Origin of the sequence: Janthinobacterium sp. GMG1, assembly GCF_034427795.1 — a bacterium.
GTDB lineage: Bacteria > Pseudomonadota > Gammaproteobacteria > Burkholderiales > Burkholderiaceae_D > Janthinobacterium.
This window is the reverse complement of sequence record NZ_JAXQNT010000002.1, coordinates 54,268-75,969: the sequence shown is the minus strand read 5'-3', so window position 1 is coordinate 75,969 and position 21,702 is coordinate 54,268. Positions and strand designations below refer to the sequence as shown.

Genomic DNA, 21,702 nt, shown 5'->3' with positions numbered 1-21,702 from the left:
TGATGCGATTGCTGATAGCCTTGCTACTTCCGTGTCTCACGTTTTTCATGCTGGGGCGCCCGCTGGCCGGTGCCGCCGCCTTGATCTTGCAGTGCACTGTGATCGGCTGGGCGCCGGCGGCCCTGTGGGCCCTGTACACGGTAAACCAGCATAAAACGGAGCAGGAACTGGAAGGGGCGTTAAGCCGCAGCTACATGCGCAGGCGTAGTCGGTTGATCTAGATCAACCGGGCGCTTGGAATCCTTGCGCTAAAGCCTGCACGAGCGATCGTGCGGGCTTTTTTGTGGGCGCTCACTTCTTGCAGCGTATCGGCACGTTCACGGAATTGCCGTCCGAACTCAGGTTACGGTACTGCAAATCTTCGCTTTCGATGGCAAAGCGGGGCACGGCGTGGACATAGCGCTGCTTGCAGACGGTGTCGTCATTGATCAGCTGGCCCGCCAGCATGTAGTCGCACAGGGCGAAGCGCGACTCCTCGTCGTCGAGGATCAGCACGCGCGCGGCGCTGTACAGGGCCGATTGCAAGACTTCCGGGCTGCAATTTTCCGGGCCCGTCAGCTTCAGATGGGTTTTCGTTTGCGTGGCCAGGCGTTGCAGCTTGACGAGGGCGGCGCGCTCTTCCTTGCGGGCACTGTCGACGTGCACGTCTTCGCTGGCCAGGCGCAGCGCCAGCGAGGCGATCTGGTCGATGGAGATATGCCAGGCAAAGCCTTCCAGCCGCGTGCGGATCTGGCCCGGCAAGGGATCGGCCGCATCGACTTCGCAGCGGTACAGGCCCAGGTGGGGGCGGCACAGCACGGGGATGGCAAAGGCCGAGGTGCGCTTGCCCTTGACGAATTTCTGGCTCAGGTCGCCAAAGCTTTCATGCGTGATGGTATCGAAGCGGGCTTGCCCAAAGCCCATCTTGACGAGGTTTTCCTTGCGCTGGCGCGAAAACAGGGCGTCGACGGCGTCGTAGATATTCTTGTTGAAGATGCGGTCCAGCGGCTGGCGCTCGTCCGACATCTTTTCGAACACGGCGCTGGAATTGGGCGCGTTGGCATCGATGGAAAGGAGGATGAAGGGCTTGCTGTTCAGGCGCGGTGGCACGACGGCCATGTCGTTGCCGTACAGCTGCGTCAGGGCCACGTCCCACAGGGTTTCCACGCCCAGGTTGTCGGCCGCGCCGCCGTCGAACAGGTGGACATACGACGGCGATTCGCGCGACTCGGAACCGAGTTCCGGCACGAAACTGTTTTTCGGACGGAAACGCTCGAAGGTGACGGAATCGAACACGCCGGGAAAGGCGGCCGAGGTGGCTACGGCCGTCGCCAGGCGGATATCCTGGATCGGTGAATGCAGGGTGCTGTAGAAATACTCATAGGAAAACACCACGCGCTTGCCGCCATCGGTGGCGTCCGTCGCGTTGGCCAGGAAGATGGGGCCGTCGTGCGGCAAGTCCTGGTAGGTTTTCTTGTCGTACAGCACATCGTCCAGCACGTCAGACAGGAACGAGGTGCGTGTCTTGTTCGTCAACAACATCGTCGTCAGGTTGGCCGGTTTCAAGATGGTCTGGCCAAAGAAATCCGTTTTCAGCTTGCTGCGCAGCAAGGGCCAGTCTGTCTGTTTGCCATGCAGCGCATAGTAGCCGCCCGCGATGGCGCCGCCAGACACGCCGGAAATGGCCGAGGCGCCGCTGACGAGGCCGAACTGCTCCAGCTGTTCCAGCGAAGCGGCCGAGAAATTCGCGGCGCGGCTGCCCCCGCCGGACAGGGCGATGCCGATGAAATGGTCGTTGGGCATGGGGTTCTGGATGCGCGCCTTGGGCGCGTCGATGCGCAGGCGCGGGGTTTCCTGCACGGTAAATGTGCGGTTTTCGACGCCGCTATTGGGGCGCAGGGCGAGTACCGTGCAGCCGCTCAGCAGCGCAACGAGGATACATGGGACAAACAAGCGTGGATTCATGCGTGATCTGTGCGTAGTCAGGGGTTGGGATACGGACGGAAACGTGTGCGATTCTAGCAAACCCGGCAACAATCACCTATTCAGCTGGTAGCCGAGCATGGCAGCGTTGTAGAGCACGTGCGCGAGCATGGGGGCCAGCAGCGCGCCGCTGCGCTCGTAGGCATGGCCCGTGCACAGGCCCAGCACGAAGACGGGCAGCATGGCGGCCGGTGGATGCACGAGGGCAAACAGCGCGGCAGCGATGCCGATCGCCTGCCAGGCCGGCAGAGAACGGCGCAAACCGCCCTGCAGCAAGCCGCGGAAGAGGAATTCCTCGCACAGGGGCGCGGCCAGCATGCCCAAGGCCAGCAGCCACAGTCCGTCGCTATTGATCTGCATCAATGTTGAAGCGCTTGGCTGCAACAGGGCCGCGTAACCGATGCCGAACAGCGCCGCGGCACAGGCGCCCGCGATTCCCCGGCGCCACGGCTGGCGGCCCTGTCCGATACGCGGTACGCCGGCCGTCCCGGCGCGCCAGTAGACGAGGCGCAGCGGCGCATACGTGAGCGCGCCGGCCGCGCCAAAGGCGATGGCCAGCTGCGCCAGCGGCGTCGCATTGCTACCTTTGAGCAGGATCAAGGCCAGTGTCTGCAAGATGAAAAACAGCATGGCGGCGATCAGGCCGTCCGCCGCCGTTACTCTCGCTGGCGGCGAAGCGGCGGGGTCGAGCAGGTAGGGTAGCGCATCGCGCGCCTTTTGCCACAGGGCCACGGCCAGCGCGCCCGTGAGCACGACAAACACCAGTTGCTGCACCAGGCTGCCGGCGGCCAGGGCGGCAATGTACAGGCCGGTGAGCAGCAAATACAGGTACGTATACGTGGGGCGCAGCTTTGCCGTGGTTTCCGTGGCCAGCGGATCGCTGGCAAACACGCCCAGCGCCACGGCGATCAGCGCATACAAGGGGATGCCGGCCAGGGCCAGCAGCATCAGGCCCGCCGTCTGCCACGACCAGGCGGGCAGCCAGGCCAGCGCCACGCCGAACAGGATCAATGGATACAGCAGGGCCAGCACGGCCCACAGCTGCGCCTTTTGCCGCAGCGCCTGTTCGATGGAGACGGGGAACGTGTACAGCAGCCACAGCGCGCCGCCTTCCTTGTTGAGGGTCTGGAAAGCCGACATCATGAGCACATAGGTGCCGAGGAAAAAGCCGGTGGAGGCCAGTAGGACGGGATGATCCAGCAGCGCGTGCAGGTCGCGCGCCTGGCCCGTCACCACGGCCTGGCCGCCGAGGATCAGCAGTGGCATCAGCAGGGTTTGCACGAGAAAATTGCGGTCGCGCAAGAGTAACGTCAGCTCGCGCCGCTGGATCGCCGTGCCGAGGCGCGGGCGCCACCGCTGCGTGGGCGATGGCGCCGCTGCCGGCTTGCGCGCCGCTTCGCGTTGGCCCGCGCCCACGACGCCGTGGCGCAACTGGCGGCGCAGCACGGCCATGCCCAGCAGCATCAACAACAGCGTTTGTGCCAGCAGCAGGATAGCGGGCAGCAAGGCGGCCACGCCATCGGCATTGAGCACGCGCACCAGCAGGCCCGGCGGCGTCCAGTGGCTCCAGGCGGGCATGGCGGCCGCCCAGTCATACGCGAAGCCTCCCATGCCCATGCCGAAGGACATACCCAGATACATGGGAAACAGGCCCGCCAGCGAAATCACCGCCTGCAGGTTGCCCAGCCGGGATGGCGTGAGCGACAGGCGCAAGCCCGTGTCGACGAGGGTGCGCAGCATGGCGGCCAGGGCCAGCAGGACGAGGCTGGCGAGCAGGCCGGACAGTGGTGCAAGCCAGGCCTGGCCCGAGTACCAGGCGATCACGGTCGTGCTGGGCCACAGGGCCAGCAAACCGGCCGGATTGACGAGCGTGCGTTCGAGCACGCGCGCCCACAGCAAGGTGCTTTTCTCGGCGGGCAGGGTGACCAGCCATTCCAGGTCCCAGTCCGGTTTCGACAATTCTCCCATGCCCAGCGGCAGCAGGACGCTGACCAGCCACAACAGCGCCAGCTGCAGGGTCAGGCCGCCGATCAGCACCGCGCTGAAGGGCTCCGCCATCCATTGGGCGATGACGGGGTCGAGCAGGCCGCTGCCCGTGTGCAGGCTGCCGCGCGCCTGGCAGGCGGCGACCTGGTCCAGCAAACAGTGCATGTTCAGTACGCTGTGGCGGGCGATGCTGCCGAAGGACAACAGCATGGGCAGCAAGAGCAGCGCGCCCAGCAGCCAGCGTCCGCCGCGCTTGCCAGGCGTGGCGGGGCGGCTTTTACTGTTTTTCTTGAAGGAAAAGCCCCGGCCACTGACGTTGAGCAGGCGCTGCAGGCGCAAGCGGGTCAGCAGCCAGACGGCGCGCCAGGCAGTGGGCGGCACCGCTGTCATGTGGTTTCATCGGTGAGTTGCAAGAAGAGCTCTTCCAGGCTGCCATCGCTGGACAGTTGCTGGCGGATATCGTCCAGGCTGCCTGTGGCCACCAGGGCGCCACGGTGGATGATGGCGACCCGGCTGCACAGCTTTTGCGCCATGTCGAGCAAATGCGTGGACACAAAGATCGTGGTGCCGGCGGCGGCGCGGCGCAGCAGGCGTTCCTGCACGTCGCGCGAAGCTCGCGGGTCGAGGCCGTTGATCGGTTCATCGAGGATCAGCACGGCCGGATCGTGGATCAGTGCGCACGCCAGTCCCAGTTTCTTCTTCATGCCCAGCGAGTAATTGACGGCGAAATCCTCGCTCGCCTCGTCCAGGCCGAATTCCGTCAGCAGACGCGCGGCGCGGGCGGCCGCTTCCGCGCGCGAAAAACCATGCATTTCGGCCACGAATTGCAGGATTTCACGACCCCGCAAATAGTCGTAAAAGATGGGGGTGTCGGGCAGGTAGCCCACCTTGCGCTTGACGGCGGCGCCGTCGCGGTGGCAATCGAGGCCATCGACCAGCACGCGGCCGGCGCTGGGCACGAGGATGCCCATCAGCATGCGGATGGTGGTGGTCTTGCCGGCCCCGTTCGGGCCCAGGAAGCCGAAGACTTCACCTTTGCCCACTTGCAAGGTCAGCGGCTTGACGGCCTCGAACGTGCCGTACTGTTTGGACAAACCTTCGAAGGCAATCATCGTGCATCCCAAAAAGATAGCGTGCAGGATGATAGCCCGATATAGCGCCGCCAGAGCGCTACTTGGTGGCGTAACTTAGTGGCTTAACTTAATGTCGCAACATCACGCCGATCGCGATGCAGGCCAGGATCGCCAGGCTCATGGCGATGCCGTAGGCTGCCATCAATAACAGCCAGCGGCAGACGGTGGCGAGTTTGCCGCTTCGATACACGCGCCACATGGCCCAGGGCAGATAGGCGAGCAGCCAGGCGCCGAGCGCGAGGCGGACAATGTTGACGGGGATCAAGGTCATCAGCGCCATCGTGATGAAGGCGAAGGCATTCGTATGCAGGGCGAGCAGGAAATGTTCGCCATAGCGCCGTCCGCTGCCCAGGTAGAGAATTTTCAGGAACAGGGCGAACAGCGGCATCAGGCAAAACATGGCGTACGGCGCGTAATGGTAAAAGCTGTCCACCACGAGTTTTTGTTTCTCGGCCGTGGGCAGTTGCTCAAAGTCTTGCCATTGCTGCGGCAGGGTGGGTGTCTGGCCCAGAATGCTGAGCTGCATGGGCGAGGTCGTATTTTCCGGAATGTGACGGGGGCCGTGGGCGCTCACCTGGGCTGGCTGATCGTGGACGGTGAGGAACATGTCGGGGCTGCTGAATTTGAGGATGGCAAAGAACAGGATGCTGAAGGTCAGGTAGACGCGCAGCGGCTCCACGTAACGCACGCGGCGTCCCGCGATGTATTCATTGCTCAGCGCGCCAGGACGGAACAGCAGCAGGGCCAGGGTACGCCAGAGCTTGCCTTCGAGCGCCACATAATGGGCGACAAATTCATGCAGGAATTCACGCGCGCTGGGCATGTGCAGGGTCGTTGTCTGGCCGCAGGCGCTGCAGAAGTTGCCTGGCGCATCGGTATCGCAGTTATGGCAGGTACTGACGGGACTCGTGCTGGATGACACTGTTTTCAAGATGAACTCTTTCCATGGCCAAAAAATGATCGCTCAAGGGCGCAGCCTATGATGAAGGAAAAGAATGGTAAAAGCACATTTTTTCTCTGTGTAGTTGCTTTCGAGATACAAAATGCCTGCGCCGTTCAGGCGCCAGCAAAGGCGGCCAGCAGGCGCCGTTCGCCAGCGGGCGTGAGGCGCAGGGCGCGGCTGTCGAGTTCGCGCTCGGCCCAGCGCTGGCGCAGGGCCAGTTGCAGGATGGCGGCCCCCAACGCACCGCCCAGGTGAGCGCGCCGCTCGCTCCAGTCCAGGCAGGCACAGGCGAAGCGGCGGCGCTGGCGCTGCAATTGCGGCACGTCGATGCCCAGGGTCGCCATGCCGGCCGTGCCCGCTTCCGACAGGCAATACTCACCTTCGCTGCCATCGTCCAGCAGCCAGCCTTGCGCGTGCAACTGGTCGTGCAGGGTGACGGCAACACTGCCGGCCATGTGGTCGTAGCAGGTGCGCGCATGGCGCAGGCGGTCGGGCGTGGTGGGGGTAAAGGGCGTTGCCGCCACGCCGGCCACCACCAGCAGCGCTTCCAGCGCCCGGCCCACCTCGGCGTTGGCCAGGCGGTAATAGCGATGCTTGCCTTGCGCCAGCATCGACAGCAAGCCATCCTCGCGCAAGCGCGCCAGATGGGCGCTGGCCGTCGAGGCGCTTACCTCGGCCAAGGTCGCCAATTCCGTGGCCGTGCGCGCATGGCCATCGAGCAGGCTGCACAGCATGCGCGCGCGGGCCGGTTCTGCGATGGCGCCGGCCAGTTGCGCCAGGCCCATGTCGGCCGTGCGTTGTTGAGGGCTGTCATTCATGATTCGTCCGTGGGCGAAGTGTTGTGGTGGAAGGGCCAGCATACTCGTGTCCCTACCTCACTGCAATGGAATGCGCATGCCGCCCACCGACTTTGTTATCGAGCCCGCCGACCCTTTCTTAGCCGTTACCCACGCGGCGCCGTATGATTACTATCGCCGCCTGGCGGATGGCCCGCCGCTGCGTTTCGAGGCGTCGCTCGACTGCTGGCTGGCGACGGGCGCGGCCGGCGTGCAAGCCGTGCTGGCGCATCCCGCCTGCCGCGTGCGGCCGCCGGACCTGGCCGTGCCGCACAACCTGGCGGGCACGCCGTGCGGCGCGATTTTTGCCGAGCTGGTGCGCATGAATGAGGGCGAACGGCATGCGGTGCCGAAGCAAGTGCTGGCGCGCGCGCTGGGCCAGGTGGACCTGGGGCGCCTGCAGGAACAGGTCGCACGTCTTGCCGGCGACCGCGTGCCGGTCAGCGCCGACCAGCTGAACGATGCAATTTTTCAACTGCCCCTGTTCGCCATGGCCGACTTGCTGGGCTTTGCGCCAGCGCAATGGCCGGCGCTGGCCGCCTGGACGCGCGCTTTTGTCGCCTGTTTGTCGCCGCTGAGCAATGCTGGCCAACTGGCTGGCGCGCAAGTGGCGGCCGATGCCTTGCTGGAAGGGTTTGCCGCTTTGCTGCGCGAGGGCAACGCGAGGCCCGGTAGCCTGCTGGCCAGTATCGTGACAGAGGCCGATGCCATGGGGAGCGGCTTGCTGGCCAATCTCGTGGGCTTGCTGTCGCAGACCTGCGACGCCACGGCCGGCTTGCTGGGCAATGCCATCGCGGCCTTGCGCGCGCAGCCTGACTTGCTGCCGTCACTGCGCGCCGCACCCCAGCGATGGCCAGCCATGCTGCGCGAAGTCAGCCAGCGCGATCCCGCCATCCACAACACGCGCCGCTACACGGCGCAAGACGTGGAGTTCGATGGCGTGCGCGTGCCGGCCGGGCAGATGATCGTCGTCGTGCTGGCCAGCGCTTGCGATGCGCAGTTCGGCTTTGGCCATGGCCGCCACGGTTGTCCAGGCCAGTCCATCGCGCTGACCATCGCCACGGCGTGCCTGCAGGCGTGGACCGATGCATTGGAAGGCATGCTGCTGAGGTGGGAATATCTGCCGTCGCTGAACGCCCGCATCCCCGTGTTTATGGAAGGGACCAGCGCATGATTGCCGTGATTTTCGAAGTCTGGCCCAGCGCCGAAGGGCGCCAGCACTATCTGGACCTGGCGGCCGCGCTGCGGCCCTTGCTCGACGAAGTGGACGGTTTCATTTCCATCGAGCGCTTCAGCAGCCTGAGCGAGCCAGGCAAATTGCTGTCGCTATCCTTCTTTCGCGACGAGGCGGCGCTGGCGCAGTGGCGGCAACTGGAAGCGCACCGCACGGCGCAGTCGGCCGGCCGGCACGGCGTGTTTGACGATTACCGGCTGCGCATCGCCGCCGTCGTGCGCGATTACGGCATGCTGGACCGGCAACAGGCGCCGGCCGACAGCCTCCAGCGCCACAGCGTTTAGCGGGGCAGCGCGCCCTGCGTGATTTTCACTTTGACCCGGTAAGTGGGCTCGGCCGCATTCAGGGCCGGCGGCGTGGCCGGGTCGACGTCGAGCAAAGTAAACGTCAGGTGGTTGACGGTGACGGAACTGGCGGCGCCGGGCATGGAATCGGACAAGACGATGTCGGTCGTGCCTGCGCTGTTGAGCAAACTGAAACTGTAGCTGACGTAGCCTTTCCACACGCACACGGCGCCCTTGCGGCAGCGGCTGTCGTTGACGCGCTCCAGTTTCAGAGTGTCGGTGGCCGTGATGGCCACCTGTTCGCCTGGCGACAGCACGTGGGTGACGCTGCGCGGCGTGTTTTCCGCGTCGCCGGCGCTGCCGGCCGCGCCGCAGCCAGCCAGCATGGCCAGGCAAGCGATGAGCAGGGGCAGCAGCACGGTACGGTAAGAGCGGTTCAGAGTAGACATGGTTTTCCTTTCAGGTGGAGCGTCCCCGGCGTGCTTGTTCACGCGGAGGATAAAAATGATAGTAACAAAATGATATTTTTCCGGCGCACTATTGGCGTGCTGCCGATGAATTGATGCGCCGGCCACGCGGCGCGCCGATTACTGCGTAGAATGGCTGTTTTGAAAATCAGGAAACAACCATGAAAAAAACTGCCCTGGCGAAAAGCGATGCCAAGAAACTGATGGGAAAGATGAATGTTCCCGGCGCCGGTGCATTCGGTAAGGAAGCGGTGGTCGTCGACCGCCGCGAGCAGCGCAAGCGCGATCAGGCCCTGGGCCTGGTGCCATTCGCCGTCAAATTGAACAGCGATCTGGTCTTGCAATTGCAGACCCTGGCCAAGGAACGCGACGCGGATCTGAATGAATTGGTCGCCGAGCTGATCACCAAGGGCTTGGCTGCAGCGTAAGGGCTGACAATGTTTATCTGTTGATAAATATCAGTGGTAAAACTAAAAGGCGCCTTGCGGCGCCTTTTGCATTGCGGCATTGCTTTCGATTACACCCAGGCGGCCAGCGCGCCCTTCATTTTTTTCAGCGCCGCCACTTCGATCTGGCGGATGCGCTCGGCCGATACGCCGAACTCTTCTGCCAGCGCGTGCAGGGTGGCGCCGGAACCGTCGTCGTTGGCCAGCCAGCGCGCTTCGATGATGCGGCGCGAACGGGCGTCGAGCTTGCTCAAAGCCGTTTCCAGGCCTTCCGATTGCAAACGCGTCACTTGTTCCGCTTCCAGCACCTTGGTCGGTTCGCTTTGCTCCGACGACAGGTAGGCAATCGGCGAAAACTTGTCATCTTCATCGTCGGTCGGCGATTCGAGCGCAATGTCGCGGCCGCTCAAACGCGTTTCCATCTCGATCACTTCTTCGCGTTTCACGTCGAGCAGCTTGGCCAGCGCATCGATCTGCTTTGGCGTCATCGCATCGAGGCCCGTCTTGTGGCTGCGCAGATTGAAGAACAGCTTGCGCTGTGCTTTCGTCGTCGCGACCTTGACCAGGCGCCAGTTTTTCAGGATGTACTCATGCATCTCGGCTTTCACCCAGTGCATGGCGTACGACACCAGGCGCACGCCCTGGTCCGGATCGAAACGTTTCACGGCTTTCATCAAGCCGATATTGCCTTCCTGAATCAGGTCGGCGTGCGGCAAGCCATAGCCCAGGTAACCGCGGGCAATCGAGACCACCAGGCGCAGGTGCGACAGCACCAGTTCTTGCGCGGCGGCCAAGTCATTTTTTTCGCGCAGGCGTGTCGCCAGCGAAATTTCTTCGTCGTGGGTCAACATGGGCAGGCGGTTCACGGCCGAAATATAGGCGTCGATATTACCCAGATTGCCAGTGAACCCGAGGCCCAGCGCATTACTTTTGGTCGGAACCAATGCGGACGTTGCGGACATCATAGTCATGTTTTCTCCCTCGTAGTCTTGCTTTGTTCCAGTTGGCCACGTCACGCGACGTGGTCCGTTTGTCTGTTCGGTTTTGCGTATTCGGTCTTGCACTTTGCAGATCGCGACACCATCTTCATCTGGCGTCCTTGGCGGTTCTGCTGTTGGTATGTGCCTATATTAGCACTCTCTGCTTGAGAGTGCCAATCAGCACATTTAATCGTCCTGATAGCCTAAATACTATGGCGAATGAATGCTTGATATCTATGTCTGTACATCGCGCGATAGCGCTTCACGACAACAGGGCTAGTCTACGGCCTCTGGCTGAAGCGAGCCTTAAGAATACTTGCTTAATATCAAGATGATAGCAGTGCGGGGGGGCGCATGGCGGCGCCGGAGCGCCGCCATGGAAAGGAAGGTCAGTTCAGGCGCGCCAGGTGGCGCTGCACGCAGAGGAAGGCGCCAATCAGGCCAAGGCCGGCGCTGACGGCCAGCAAGCCGGCCATCGGTAGCGGCGCCAGCGGCACCAGCTGGAATTCGGATGCGTACAGGCGGGCAAACTCGGCAATCGCCGTATTCAGCGGTTGCATGGCCAGCGCCACGGCGCCCAGGGCCAGCGCGCCAGCGCACAGGCCCAGCAGGGCGCCCGTGTAATAGAAGGGGCGGTGGATGAAGGTGTCCGTGGCGCCGATCAATTTCGAGATGCTGATTTCATCGCGCTGCTGCATCACTTGCAGGCGGATGGTATTGAAGACAACAGCGATCACGGCCACGCCCAGGGTAATGGCCAGCAACAGCAGCACCAGGCGCAGCACGCCCAGCAGGGCCGCCAGGCGCTTGACCCAGGCCGAATCGACTTGCGCCGATTCCACGCCTGGCAAGTGGCGCAACTGTTCCGCCACGGCATCGACATCCTGCGCTTCGCTGGCGCTGCTGAAGGCGTCAAGTTTCAGCACATAGCTGTCGGGCAAGGGATTGTCGCCCAGGGTGCTCAGTACATCTGCCAGGCCATTTTTATTTTTCAGGGTGTCGAGCGCCTGTTCGCGCGCGATGAAGACGATCTTCGCCTTTTGCTCGCCGACGATCTTGCGCATGGCACCGGCCAGGGCCACGGCTTGCTCGCGCGGCGTGTCGATCTTCAGGAAGACGCTGATTTCCGGGTCGACGGACATCTGTTCCGACATGGGGCGGACATTGTCGAGCATGGTCAAGCCGGCGAATGGCAGCGACAGGGCGATGGCGACGACGACGACGTTCAAGAGAAAGCCGCCCGGCGACTTGCGCAAGTGAATCAGCGCCGAACCGAGGGCGAAGCGGTGTTGACGGAACCAGCCTCTCATGCCTGTTCTCCTTCGCCGTGATCCAGGCCAGGCGCGAAATCGGGATCGGGCGGGGCGAAGACGGGCGCCTGCGTGGCCTTGTCGATGGCCACCAGCTGGCCGTTTTTCAGGTGGATCACGCGGGCGGCTGCGTCGAGCATCTGTTCGTCATGGCTGGAAATGAGGCAGGTCACGCCGACGGAGTGGAATGCTTTCAGGGCGTCGAGCACCTTGTTGGCGCTGGCGCGGTCCAGGTTGGCCGTCGGTTCGTCGGCCAGGATGATTTGCGGCCGGTTGACGATGGCGCGCGCGATCGATACGCGCTGCTGCTCGCCGCCCGACAGCGACAGGGGGCGCGCCATGGCGCGGTCCAGCAGTCCCACCTTGTCGAGCGCGGCGCGCGCGCGCTGTTCCGCGGCAACTTTATGCGCGCCGACGACGAGCAGCGGCAGCATGACGTTGGCCAGGATGGAGCGGTCGTTGAGCAGCTTTTGCTGCTGGAAGATCAGGCCCATGTTGCGGCGCAGGAAGGGCACGCCGGCCGGCTTGATCTTCGCCATGTCCTGGCCATTGACGATCAGCTTGCCCGACGTGGGGCGTTCCATGGCGGCGATCATTTTCAGCAAGGTGGATTTGCCGGCGCCGGACGGGCCGGCCAGAAACACCAGCTCGCCCTTGGCAATACTGAGCGAAATGTCGCTGAGCGCCACGGCATCGGGGGAGTATTGCTTGGAGACGTGCTGAAATTCAATCATGTATAGGCTTATCCGAGCAGCGCTTCGACAAATTCGGCAGCCACGAAAGGCTGCAAGTCTTCAATTTTCTCACCGATGCCGATGAAATACACGGGCACAGGGCGTACGCGGGCAATCGCCGCCAGCACGCCGCCCTTGGCGGTACCGTCCAGCTTGGTGATCACCAGGCCGCTCAATTGCAGGGCATCATCAAACGCTTTCACTTGCGTGAGGGCATTCTGGCCCGTGTTGCCGTCGATGACGAGCAGGGTTTCATGCGGCGCGCCCTCCATGCCCTTGCCGATCACGCGCTTGATTTTCTTCAATTCTTCCATCAGGTGCAACTGCGTCGGCAAGCGGCCCGCCGTGTCGACCATCACCACGTCGATGCCGCGCGCTTTCGCCGATTGCACGGAGTCGTAGGCCACGGCGGCCGGGTCGCCCGATTCCTGCGAAATCACGGTGACGTTGTTGCGCTCGCCCCAGACCATCAGTTGCTCGCGCGCGGCGGCGCGGAAGGTGTCGCCCGCAGCCAGCAGCACGGACTGGTTGTTCGACTGCATGTGCTTGGCCAGCTTGCCGATGGTGGTGGTCTTGCCGGCGCCATTCACGCCGGAAATCATCATCACCAGCGGCTTGTGGCGGCCCAGCTCGAAGCGCTTTTCCAGCGGCGAGAGCAGGTCGATCAGCAGTACTTTCAGGGCGGCCTTGACGGCGGCCGCGTCGAGCAGCTTGTCTTCCTTGACCTTTTTCTTCAATTCCGTGAGCAGGAATTCCGTGGCGTCGATGCCCGCGTCGGACATCAGCAGCGCCGCTTCCAGCTCTTCGTACAGGGCGTCGTCGATCTTCGCGCCGACGAACAGCACGGACAAGGTGTTCGAGGTTTTCGACAGGCCCGCCTTCAGGCGCGTCATCCACGATTTTTTCTCGGGTTCGGCGGCCACGATCACGGGCACGAGCTCGGCCGGCGCGCCGCTCAGGGGCGTAGCGACAGGCTGCGGTGCAGGCGGCGTGGCGGCGGGAAGGACGAGGGGCTCGGCTGGTGCAGCCTCGGGAGCGATGGGTTTTTTCTTGAAGAAACTAAACATGGATGTGTGGTGGCGGGTGCTGACCTAAGGCCCGGCGGCGCCGGACACTGTGTTACGGGCTATTCTACCAGAGCGCGCCCGGCCCTTCATGCTTTACTGTTCGATTGGCAACATTGCGTCGCTATCCACGGAGATCGCCGCAGTTGCCGCGCTTTCCAGCCGGATCAATGGGTTTGCAGGGCCTGCGCCTGGTGGCGGCGACGCCAGTCGGCGATGCTTTCGTCGACTTGCCGCAAGTCCAGCACATGCAAAAAGGGCGGCGGCTGCCTGGTCAGCACGGGACTGCGTCCGCCAGCCCACAATTCCATGCTTGGAGGCAAGCTTGCATGCAGTTGCTGCAGGCTGTCGCGCGTCTGCCTTTGCTTGCTGGCGCTGGAAAATGATAGCGCGACGATATCGGCCCGCTGCGCGCGGGCGGCCGCGACGATGTCCGTCAGCGGTGTTTCCACGCCCAGCGACATGCAATGGGCGCCGGCCGCCGCACACAGGGCCTCGGCCATCAGCAGCCCCAGGCCGTGACGTTCCTGCGGCAAGGTACTGAGGACGATGCGCGGCGAGCGCATGGATGGGCTGCTTGCTTGCGGCAGGGAAAAGATGGCGTGGCGCATCACCGTTTGCAAGGTTTCGCTATACAGGTGCTCTTCATACACGGCCAGTTCGCCGCAAGCCCACGCTTCGCCCACCATGCCGGTGAGGGGAGCGATCACGTCGATGGTGAACGCTTTCAGGCCCAGCACGGCCAGCGCCTGGCGCAGGGCGTCGCCCAGTTCCGCCATCTGGTGGCTACGGCACAGGGCCAGGTAGTGTTCGAGCTGGGGGGGCGGCGTGGACGACGCCGCGCTGCCGGCGCTGGCCAGCTGCTGCAGTTGCGCGGTGCTGTGCTGCATGATTTTTCCCGGACGAAATCCGAGATCCAGCAGGCGCTTGACCATGCGCAACTTTTGTACCTGCTCGGCCGGGTAGCTGCGCTCGCCAAAGGCGTCGCGCCGTGGCTGGGGAAAGTCGTAGCGGCGCTCCCACACGCGCAAGGTTTCCTTGGCCAGCCCGGTGTCGCGTTCGACATCGCTGATGCTGAAGGCGGAAGTAGGTTGCAGGTCAGTATCCATACCAGGGGGCTTGCTCGCATGCCAAAAGAACGTGGAGTGCATTTTACGCCTTCCGCTGCCCCATACCAAATAGCTGAATCCGATTAGAAATTGCCGGCGTATAAGTTTTTGAACGGCTGAGGGCGCTCATTGACACAAATCAAGATTTCATCGATTATCCATGAAGCTCTATTTGTCCAGGACAAACTAAATACAGGTGCATTCATGAAAATTGCCGTCGTCGGAGCAGGAATCGCAGGTCTGTCGTGTGCCTATCGCCTGGCGCAAGCCGGCCAGGACGTCACCTTGTACGAGGCGGGCGACTACTTTGGCGGCCACAGCCATACGGTGGATGTGACGCTCGATGGCGTCACGCATGGCGTCGACACGGGTTTTCTCGTGTTCAATCACGCCACGTATCCGAACCTGGTGCAACTGTTTGACGAACTTGGCGTCGAGGCGGCCGACAGCGACATGTCGTTTTCCGTGAAGATGCCTTTGGGCAGGGCGTCCGATGCCCGCGTGCTGGAATGGGCGGGCGCCAACCTGGATACCGTGTTTGCCCAGCGCAGCAATCTGCTGCGCCCGGCCTTCCTGCGCATGTTGCGCGATATTCTGCGTTTCAACCGCCAGGCCAGCGCCCTGGCCACGGCCAGCGTGCCGGCGCCGGCCCTGTCGCTGGGCGAGTTTCTCGACCTGCACGGCTATGGCGACGAATTCCGGCACTGGTATCTGCTGCCGATGGCCGCCTGCATCTGGTCATGCCCGGCGCGCCAGATGCTGGCTTTTCCGCTGGCTACTTTCATCCGTTTCTGCCACAACCATGGCTTGCTGCAAGTGAGCGACCGGCCGCAATGGCGCACGGTGCGCGGCGGCTCGCGCGTGTACGTGAAAAAACTGCTGGCGGGCATCCCGCAGCAGCGCCTGGCGTGCCCCGTGCTGGCCGTGCGCCGCCAGGCCCACGGCGGCGCGCGCATGGTCGAGCTGCAGACGGCCGCCGGCGTCGAGCATGTCGATCACGTCGTGCTCGCTTGTCACAGCGACCAGTCGCTGGCCCTGCTGGGAGATATCCGCGACGACGAGCGCGCCGTGCTCGAAGCCGTGCGCTACCAGCCGAATCGCGCTGTGCTGCATACGGATGCGTCTTGTCTGCCGCAGCGCCGCCGTGCCTGGTCCGCCTGGAATTACCAGGGCCGGCCGGCCGCGCACGGCGAGGCGCCGCAAGTGTGTGTGCATTATTTGCTGAACCAGCTGCAACCCTTGCCCTTCAGCACGCCCGTCATCGTTTCGCTCAATCCGCTCGACGAGCCCGCTCCGTCCAGCATCATCGACGAATTTTCGTATGCCCACCCCGTGTTCGATGGCGCGGCCATTGCCGCCCAGGCGCGCCTGGCCGGATTCCAGGGCGCGCAGCACACGTGGTTCGCGGGCGCGTGGACCGGTTATGGTTTCCATGAAGACGGCTTGAAGTCGGGCCTGGCCGTGGCCGAAGCGCTGAACAGCATGGCGGCGGCGGAGCTCGGCCATGCCGCGTGATCCCACGCAGCCGTCGCAGCCGCAACCCCAGCTGTGCCTGGGACTGGTGCGCCATGCGCGGCTGCGTCCGCGCGCGCATGCCTTTAGTTATGGCATGTTTTATCTGCGCCTGCCCTTGCGCAGCCTGGGCGCGTACGATTTTCCTGCCAGGTTGATTTCGCGCAACGGCGCCAATGTGCTGTCCTTCCGCGACAGCGACCACGGCGATGGCACGACGCCGCTGCTGGACTGGATCGACGGTTTGCTGCGCCAGCATGGCGTGTCGGACGCGGGCGGCGAAATCTGGCTGCAAACCATGCCGCGCATGTTCGGCTATGTCTTCAATCCCGTCAGTTTCTGGTTTTGCCACCGCCCGGATGGCGCGCTGCGCGCCGTGGTCTGCGATGTGCGCAATACCTTTGGCGAACGCCATCTGTACCTGCTCGAACAGGGCGGCGCCATCGCCTATGGCAGCGAACTGGTCGCCAAGAAAATTTTCCACGTGTCGCCGTTTTGCAAGGTGGAGGGCCAGTACCGCTTCCGTTTCCTGCGCAATAGCGAACAGGACGGCGAACGCCACCTGGCCAGAGTTGATTACGACGACCTCGACGGTCCGCTGCTACAGACGAGTTTGTCCGGCACGGCCCAGCCGCTGCGCGATGGCGCCATCGCCTGGGCTTTGTTGCGCTATCCCCTGATGACGTTCGGCGTGATGGCGCGCATTCACTGGCAAGCCTTGCGCCTGTGGTTGCGCCGCGTGCCGTTTTTCAGCAAACCCCACCCCCCTCAAGAAAAGGTGTCCCGATGAGCTCCGATTCCCTGCCGACCGGCCTGCATGCGCGCAGCAGTTCCCCTCCCTTGCATGGGCATGCGCACCTGGACATGCCCGCCGCCGGGCGCATGATTGTGCGCCTGCTGGAAAAATTGCAATATGGCGCCCTGCGCCTGCGCACGCCTGACGGCGGCATCTTGCTGTACGGCGACGGCAGCCACCCCGTCACCCTGGACTTGCATAACTGGCGCCTGTGTGCGGCCGTGCTGCGCTCGGGTGACATTGGCTTTGCGGAAACGTTTATCGCCGGCGACTGGCGCACGGACAATTTGCCGGGCTTGATCGAGCTGATGATACGCAACCGCGCGCACATCGAATCGCTGATCTACGGCAACTGGTGGGGCAACCTGGTCTACAAGGTCCGGCATTTGCTCAATCGCAATTCGCGGGCCGGCAGCAAGAAGAATATCCACGCCCATTACGACATCGGCAACGCCTTTTATCAGCTGTGGCTGGACCCGTCGATGACGTATTCGAGCGCGCTGTTCACCGAAGGCGCCAGCCTGGAGCAGGCGCAAGTGGCCAAGTACCGCCGTATTGCGGATCAGCTGCAGCTGCAGCCGGGCCAGCGCGTGCTGGAAATCGGCTGCGGCTGGGGCGGCTTTGCGGAAACGGCGGCGCGCAGCTACGGCGCGCACGTGACGGGCCTGACCTTGTCGACCGAACAACTGGCGTATGCGCGCCAGCGCCTGCACGACGCGGGACTGGCGGGGCAGGCTGACTTGCAGCTGTGCGATTACCGCGACAGCGCCGGCCAGTACGACGCCATCGCCTCGATCGAGATGTTCGAAGCCGTGGGGCAAAGTTACTGGCCCGGCTATTTCGAATGCGTGGCGCGCAACCTGAAGCGGGGTGGACGCGCTTGCATCCAGACCATCGTCATCGCCGATGACTTGTTCGAGCGCTACAGCAAGAGCACGGATTTCATTCAACAGTACATTTTTCCGGGTGGCATGCTGCCTTCGCCTGTCGAGTTTCGCCGCGCCGCCGAAGCGCAGGGTTTGCGCGTGGAAGACGCCTTCCGCTTCGGCCTCGATTACGCGGAAACCTTGCGCCAGTGGCGCGCCAGCTTCCTGGCCCAGCGCACGGCGCTGGAAAAGCAGGGTTTCGATGGCCGTTTCCTGCTGACCTGGGAATTTTACCTCGCGTATTGCGAGGCCGCCTTTCAGGCGCACAACACGGATGTGATGCAATTTACCCTGATCAAGGACTGACCATGCGCCGCCTGCTTGCCACTGTTGTGCTGTCATTGACCATGTTGGGCGCTGCGGCCGCGCCGCCTGCCTTTGTCGCTGCCGACGTGCCCGAAGCCCGCCTGGCGGGTGAGGGCGACTACACGTGGTTCGGCATGCGTATTTATCGGGCGCAACTGTGGGTGGGCCCGCAAGGCTACCAGGGCGCGGCATCGGCAACGGCGCCGTTTGTACTGGAACTGCGCTACGCGCGTTCGCTCGACGGCAGGAAAATCGCCGAAGCCAGTTATGAACAGATGCAGAAAATCGGCGCCGGCACGGAAGCACAGCGGCTGGCGTGGCTGGCTACCATGCAGCGTATCTTTCCTGACGTCAAGGAAGACCAGCGCATCGCGGGCGCCTACCGTGCTGGCATCGCGCCCGGCGTGCGCTTTTATCTCGATGGCAAGGTACTGGCCGACGTGAACGATGGCGACTTCGCGCGCGCCTTCTTTGCCATCTGGCTGTCGCCGTCGAGCACGGCGCCGAAGCTGCGCGCAGCCTTGCTGCAAAGTGCGGCACCACTGCCATGAACGCCGGGGCCAGCGCGTTGAGCTTGCCTGCCTTGTTCAGCTATGGCCTGTTCGGCTTGCCGCTGGCCATGCTGGCGCTGCCCATCTATATATATGTTGCGCCGTTTTATGCGCAGCGCAGCAGTCTTGATTTGGCGCAGATCGGCGCCGTGCTTCTGGCGGCCCGCATCGCCGCCGCCTTCATCGATCCTGTCCTCGGCGCCTGGATGGCGCGTGACGGGCGCAGCTATGCCGTGCTGGTCGCCGTCTCGCTGCCCTTGCTGCTGCTGGGCTTTGGCGCCCTGTTCCATCCGCCGTCCATGCAGCAAGCGGCCACCCTGGCCTGGTTCCTGGCCTCCTTGTTGCTCGTCTACGCCGCCTATGGCCTGGCCGGCATCGCGCACCAGAGCTGGGGCGCGGCCCTGAGCCAGGCGCGCGGGCAGCGGGCGCGCGTGGCGGCCGTGCGCGAAGGCTGCGGCTTGCTGGGCGTGATCCTGGCCGCGGGCCTGACGTCCGTGCTCGGCTATGACGGACTGTCGCTGGCCTTTGCTGTCTGCCTGCTGGCGGCGGGCGCTCTGCTGCTGGCGCGCGCGCCGCGTCCGGTTTTACGCCATGGCACGCAGGCGCTGCCCGCCGGCGCCTGGCGCCTGCCGTTTCGCCAGCGCGCGTTTCGCTGGCTGTTCGCCGTTCTGCTCGTCAATGGCGTGGCGGCCGCCATTCCCGCCACCCTGTTCCTGTTCTTTGCCGCCGACTACTTGCGCCTGGGCCATTACGCAGGACCGTTCCTGATCGTCTACTTTTGCGCGGCGGCCGCCTCGATGCCCGTGTGGGTGGCCCTGGCGCGCCGTTTTGGCGAGGCGCGCGCCTGGGGCGGCGCCATGCTGCTGGCCGCGACCGTGTTTGTCTGGGCGTATGGCCTGGGTGCGGGCGCGGCCTGGGGTTTTGCCAGCATCTGCCTGCTGTCGGGCCTGGCGCTGGGCGCCGACCTGGCCTTGCCGCCGGCCCTGCTGGCAGGGTTGATCGGCGCGGCCGGCCATGCCGGGCGGTATGAAGCTGCGTATTTCGGCTGGTGGAACTGGGGCGTGCAGATGAGCCTGGCGCTGGCGGCCGGCATCGCCTTGCCCCTGCTGGCCTGGCTCGGCTATGTGCCGGGCGGCAGCGGCGGCTTGCCGGTCCTGTCCGCCGCCTACGCCTTGCTGCCCTGTGTTTTGAAACTGCTGGCGGCGTTATTGCTGTGGCGTGCGCCCCTGCAACATATATATAGTGACCACCTGGAGAATCGCGCATGCGTTTCATAACCTATTGCCAACGTTGCTTGCCGCTGGCGGCCTTGTTGTTGGCGCTGGCCGCCTGTTCCACGCCGCCCGCGCCAGCCACGTACGCGCAGGAATTGCCCGTGCTGGATCTGCAACAGTACTTCAATGGCACGCTCGATGCCCACGGCATCTTCCAGGACCGCTCCGGCAAGGTGGTCAAGCGTTTCGTGGTGGTGATGCGGGCCAGCTGGGTCGGCGATATTGGCACCCTGGACGAGGATTTCACGTATGCGGACGGCAGCAAACAACGGCGCGTGTGGACCTTGCGCAAGACGGCGCCCGGGCGCTTCATCGGCACGGCGCCCGACGTGATCGGGGAAGCCATCGGCGAAGTGGCCGGCAATGCGCTGCGCTGGCAATACGTGCTGGCCTTGCCCGTCGATGGCACGGTCTACCACGTCGACTTCGAGGACTGGATGTTCCTGATGGATGACAAGGTCATGCTCAACCGCGCCGCCATGAGCAAGTTCGGCTTCAGCCTGGGCGCCGTCACCTTATCGTTCAGCAAGCGTCCGCAGGCGGCTCCATGAATCGCAAGATCACAAGCTGGGCCGGCAAGCGCGTGTGGATCATCGGCGCGTCCAGCGGCATTGGCGCCGCCTGCGCCACCTTGCTGCTGGAGCAGGGCGCCAGCGTGGCCTTGTCTGCCCGCCATCGCGCCAGCCTGGAACAGCTGTGCGAGGGGCAGCCGCTGGCGCTGGCCTTGCCGCTCGATATCACCCAGCATGCGCAGCTGCGGGCCGTCTGCACGCAATTGCAGCAGCAGTGGACGCATATCGACCTGGTATTGGTGGTCGCCGGCGGCTATCAGGCCATGCGCGCCGATAGTTTCGACCTCGCGGCGGCCCATGGTCTGCTGGCCCTGAATGTGGGCGGCGTCTTCAATTGCCTGGAGCAGGCTTTGCCGTGGCTGTTGCGCCAGGGCAGCGGCGGCATCGGCATCGTCGGCTCGGTGGCCGGCTATGGCGGCTTGCCCAAGGCGCTCGCGTATGGCGCCAGCAAGGCGGCGCTGATCAACCTGACGGAATCCTTGTACCTGGATTTGCATCCGCGCGGCATCGGCGTGTATCAGATCAACCCGGGTTTTGTCGCCACGCCCTTGACGGCGGGCAACGATTTCACCATGCCGGCCTTGATGACGGCGCGGGACGCGGCCGCTGCCATGCTCGACGGTATCGAGCGGGGCCAGTTCCACATCCACTTTCCCAAGCGTTTTACTAATACGATGCGCCTGGCGCGGCTGTTGCCGTACCGCGCCTATTTTTGGCTGATCCGCAAGGTGACGGGCTTATGAGCGCAAGCATGGAAGGTGCGCTGGCGCGCCTGGTGGCGTTTTACGAGCACCTGAGCATCGAGAGCCTGGCCCAGCTGGGCGCCGTGTACGCGCCAGACGCCCATTTCAAGGACCCGTTTAACGAGGTGGAGGGGCATGCCGCCATCCTGGCCATCTTCGAGCACATGTTCGTGCAAGTCGATGCGCCCCGGTTTGTCGTGCTGGAAAGCCTGGGACAGGGGCAGCAAGCTTTCCTCACGTGGGAGTTTCGCTTTCGCATGAAACGCCTGGTATCTGGCGAACAATGTATCCGCGGAGCAACACATGTGCGTTTCGATGGGCAGGGGCGGGTGGTATTGCACCGCGATTATTGGGATGCGGCGGAAGAATTGTATGAAAAACTGCCGCTGCTCGGTGCTTTCATGCGCATGCTCCGGCGCGCAAGCCAGCGCTAAGCGTGTTTTCTGATGCTTTTAAGCAAAAAATGCGAAAAAGAAAAGGTAAATTGTGTGGAATTGAGGTGGCAAAAACTTGATTTCGGTCAATGTGTCGTTT

At 63.7% G+C, this 21,702-nt stretch carries 23 protein-coding genes; 12 read left to right on the top strand and 11 right to left on the bottom strand.

The genetic code is table 11. From position 1 onward, the window contains the following. The first annotated feature begins 2 nt into the window (after positions 1-2). Positions 3-221 (top strand): hypothetical protein, encoded by a 219-nt coding sequence (locus SJI03_RS05260; protein ID WP_034784905.1) that lies wholly within the window; start codon positions 3-5, stop codon positions 219-221. A 70-nt stretch (positions 222-291) separates the two neighbouring features. Here SJI03_RS05260 and SJI03_RS05255 read toward each other — a convergent pair whose 3' ends face one another. The 5 genes from SJI03_RS05255 to SJI03_RS05235 all read right to left on the bottom strand — a co-directional run bounded on the left by SJI03_RS05255 (position 292) and on the right by SJI03_RS05235 (position 6,842). Then, complete coding sequence (locus tag SJI03_RS05255) at positions 292-1,944, bottom strand: patatin-like phospholipase family protein (RefSeq protein ID WP_322426477.1); 1,653 nt, start codon at positions 1,942-1,944, stop codon at positions 292-294. Between the two features lie 72 nt (positions 1,945-2,016). Further along, positions 2,017-4,338, bottom strand: coding sequence for a type II CAAX endopeptidase family protein (locus tag SJI03_RS05250; protein WP_322426476.1), 2,322 nt, complete (start codon positions 4,336-4,338; stop codon positions 2,017-2,019). Further along, a complete protein-coding gene (locus tag SJI03_RS05245; RefSeq protein ID WP_322426475.1) occupies positions 4,335-5,060 on the bottom strand; it encodes an ABC transporter ATP-binding protein in 726 nt (241 codons plus the stop codon). Before SJI03_RS05245 ends, SJI03_RS05250 begins: the two co-directional genes overlap by 4 nt. A gap of 88 nt (positions 5,061-5,148) precedes the next feature. Then, a complete protein-coding gene (locus SJI03_RS05240; RefSeq protein WP_322426875.1) occupies positions 5,149-6,003 on the bottom strand; it encodes a DUF3667 domain-containing protein in 855 nt (284 codons plus the stop codon). A gap of 134 nt (positions 6,004-6,137) precedes the next feature. Continuing rightward, positions 6,138-6,842 carry a helix-turn-helix transcriptional regulator gene (locus tag SJI03_RS05235; protein WP_322426474.1) on the bottom strand — a complete coding sequence of 235 codons (705 nt, stop codon included), beginning with the start codon at positions 6,840-6,842 and terminating at the stop codon, positions 6,138-6,140. Positions 6,843-6,918: 76 nt separating this feature from the next. Here SJI03_RS05235 and SJI03_RS05230 point away from each other — a divergent pair, with 76 nt between their 5' ends. Then, a complete protein-coding gene (locus SJI03_RS05230; RefSeq protein WP_322426473.1) occupies positions 6,919-8,034 on the top strand; it encodes a cytochrome P450 in 1,116 nt (371 codons plus the stop codon). Then, the gene (locus SJI03_RS05225; RefSeq protein ID WP_099379753.1) at positions 8,031-8,378 is read left to right on the top strand and encodes an antibiotic biosynthesis monooxygenase family protein; all 348 of its coding nucleotides are present in this window, start codon (positions 8,031-8,033) and stop codon (positions 8,376-8,378) included. Before SJI03_RS05230 ends, SJI03_RS05225 begins: the two co-directional genes overlap by 4 nt. On the opposite strand, the gene SJI03_RS05220 is transcribed toward SJI03_RS05225, so the two are convergent. Continuing rightward, complete coding sequence (locus SJI03_RS05220) at positions 8,375-8,827, bottom strand: hypothetical protein (RefSeq protein WP_099379754.1); 453 nt, start codon at positions 8,825-8,827, stop codon at positions 8,375-8,377. The two genes, SJI03_RS05225 and SJI03_RS05220, sit on opposite strands and share 4 nt — an antisense overlap. A gap of 179 nt (positions 8,828-9,006) precedes the next feature. On the opposite strand from SJI03_RS05220, the gene SJI03_RS05215 reads away from it, so the two are divergent. Continuing rightward, positions 9,007-9,273 (top strand): hypothetical protein, encoded by a 267-nt coding sequence (locus tag SJI03_RS05215; protein WP_071079406.1) that lies wholly within the window; start codon positions 9,007-9,009, stop codon positions 9,271-9,273. Between the two features lie 89 nt (positions 9,274-9,362). On the opposite strand, the gene rpoH is transcribed toward SJI03_RS05215, so the two are convergent. The 5 genes from rpoH to SJI03_RS05190 all read right to left on the bottom strand — a co-directional run bounded on the left by rpoH (position 9,363) and on the right by SJI03_RS05190 (position 14,488). Further along, on the bottom strand, positions 9,363-10,256 hold the full coding sequence (gene rpoH / locus SJI03_RS05210) for an RNA polymerase sigma factor RpoH (protein ID WP_035824784.1): 894 nt from the start codon (positions 10,254-10,256) through the stop codon (positions 9,363-9,365). Positions 10,257-10,660: 404 nt separating this feature from the next. Further along, positions 10,661-11,581 carry a permease-like cell division protein FtsX gene (gene ftsX, locus SJI03_RS05205; RefSeq protein ID WP_099379755.1) on the bottom strand — a complete coding sequence of 307 codons (921 nt, stop codon included), beginning with the start codon at positions 11,579-11,581 and terminating at the stop codon, positions 10,661-10,663. Continuing rightward, positions 11,578-12,315, bottom strand: a complete 738-nt coding sequence (locus SJI03_RS05200; RefSeq protein ID WP_099379756.1) for a cell division ATP-binding protein FtsE — start codon at positions 12,313-12,315, stop codon at positions 11,578-11,580. The genes ftsX and SJI03_RS05200 overlap by 4 nt, the downstream gene beginning before the upstream one ends. Positions 12,316-12,323: 8 nt before the next feature. Beyond that, positions 12,324-13,382 carry a signal recognition particle-docking protein FtsY gene (gene ftsY, locus SJI03_RS05195; protein ID WP_099379757.1) on the bottom strand — a complete coding sequence of 353 codons (1,059 nt, stop codon included), beginning with the start codon at positions 13,380-13,382 and terminating at the stop codon, positions 12,324-12,326. A 164-nt stretch (positions 13,383-13,546) separates the two neighbouring features. After that, entirely contained in the window at positions 13,547-14,488 is a 942-nt protein-coding gene (locus tag SJI03_RS05190) for a MerR family transcriptional regulator (RefSeq protein ID WP_099379758.1), read from the bottom strand. A 204-nt stretch (positions 14,489-14,692) separates the two neighbouring features. Between SJI03_RS05190 and SJI03_RS05185 the strand changes: the two genes are divergently transcribed. Genes SJI03_RS05185 through SJI03_RS05150 form a run of 8 tightly spaced genes read left to right on the top strand, consistent with a single transcriptional unit; the run spans position 14,693 to position 21,602 of the window. Further along, positions 14,693-16,003: an NAD(P)/FAD-dependent oxidoreductase gene (locus tag SJI03_RS05185; protein ID WP_322426472.1), complete on the top strand. Its 1,311-nt coding sequence runs from the start codon at positions 14,693-14,695 to the stop codon at positions 16,001-16,003. Then, positions 15,993-16,790 (top strand): DUF1365 domain-containing protein, encoded by a 798-nt coding sequence (locus SJI03_RS05180; protein ID WP_322426471.1) that lies wholly within the window; start codon positions 15,993-15,995, stop codon positions 16,788-16,790. Before SJI03_RS05185 ends, SJI03_RS05180 begins: the two co-directional genes overlap by 11 nt. Continuing rightward, on the top strand, positions 16,787-18,028 hold the full coding sequence (locus tag SJI03_RS05175) for a class I SAM-dependent methyltransferase (protein ID WP_416208727.1): 1,242 nt from the start codon (positions 16,787-16,789) through the stop codon (positions 18,026-18,028). Before SJI03_RS05180 ends, SJI03_RS05175 begins: the two co-directional genes overlap by 4 nt. Positions 18,029-18,030: 2 nt before the next feature. Beyond that, positions 18,031-18,579 carry a chalcone isomerase family protein gene (locus tag SJI03_RS05170; RefSeq protein WP_322426470.1) on the top strand — a complete coding sequence of 183 codons (549 nt, stop codon included), beginning with the start codon at positions 18,031-18,033 and terminating at the stop codon, positions 18,577-18,579. Then, a complete protein-coding gene (locus SJI03_RS05165) occupies positions 18,576-19,856 on the top strand; it encodes an MFS transporter (RefSeq protein ID WP_322426469.1) in 1,281 nt (426 codons plus the stop codon). The genes SJI03_RS05170 and SJI03_RS05165 overlap by 4 nt, the downstream gene beginning before the upstream one ends. Beyond that, on the top strand, positions 19,844-20,404 hold the full coding sequence (locus SJI03_RS05160; protein ID WP_322426468.1) for a DUF3833 domain-containing protein: 561 nt from the start codon (positions 19,844-19,846) through the stop codon (positions 20,402-20,404). The genes SJI03_RS05165 and SJI03_RS05160 overlap by 13 nt, the downstream gene beginning before the upstream one ends. Continuing rightward, entirely contained in the window at positions 20,401-21,168 is a 768-nt protein-coding gene (locus SJI03_RS05155; protein ID WP_322426467.1) for an SDR family NAD(P)-dependent oxidoreductase, read from the top strand. Before SJI03_RS05160 ends, SJI03_RS05155 begins: the two co-directional genes overlap by 4 nt. Beyond that, the gene (locus tag SJI03_RS05150; RefSeq protein WP_322426466.1) at positions 21,165-21,602 is read left to right on the top strand and encodes a nuclear transport factor 2 family protein; all 438 of its coding nucleotides are present in this window, start codon (positions 21,165-21,167) and stop codon (positions 21,600-21,602) included. Before SJI03_RS05155 ends, SJI03_RS05150 begins: the two co-directional genes overlap by 4 nt. The last annotated feature ends 100 nt before the right edge of the window (positions 21,603-21,702 follow it).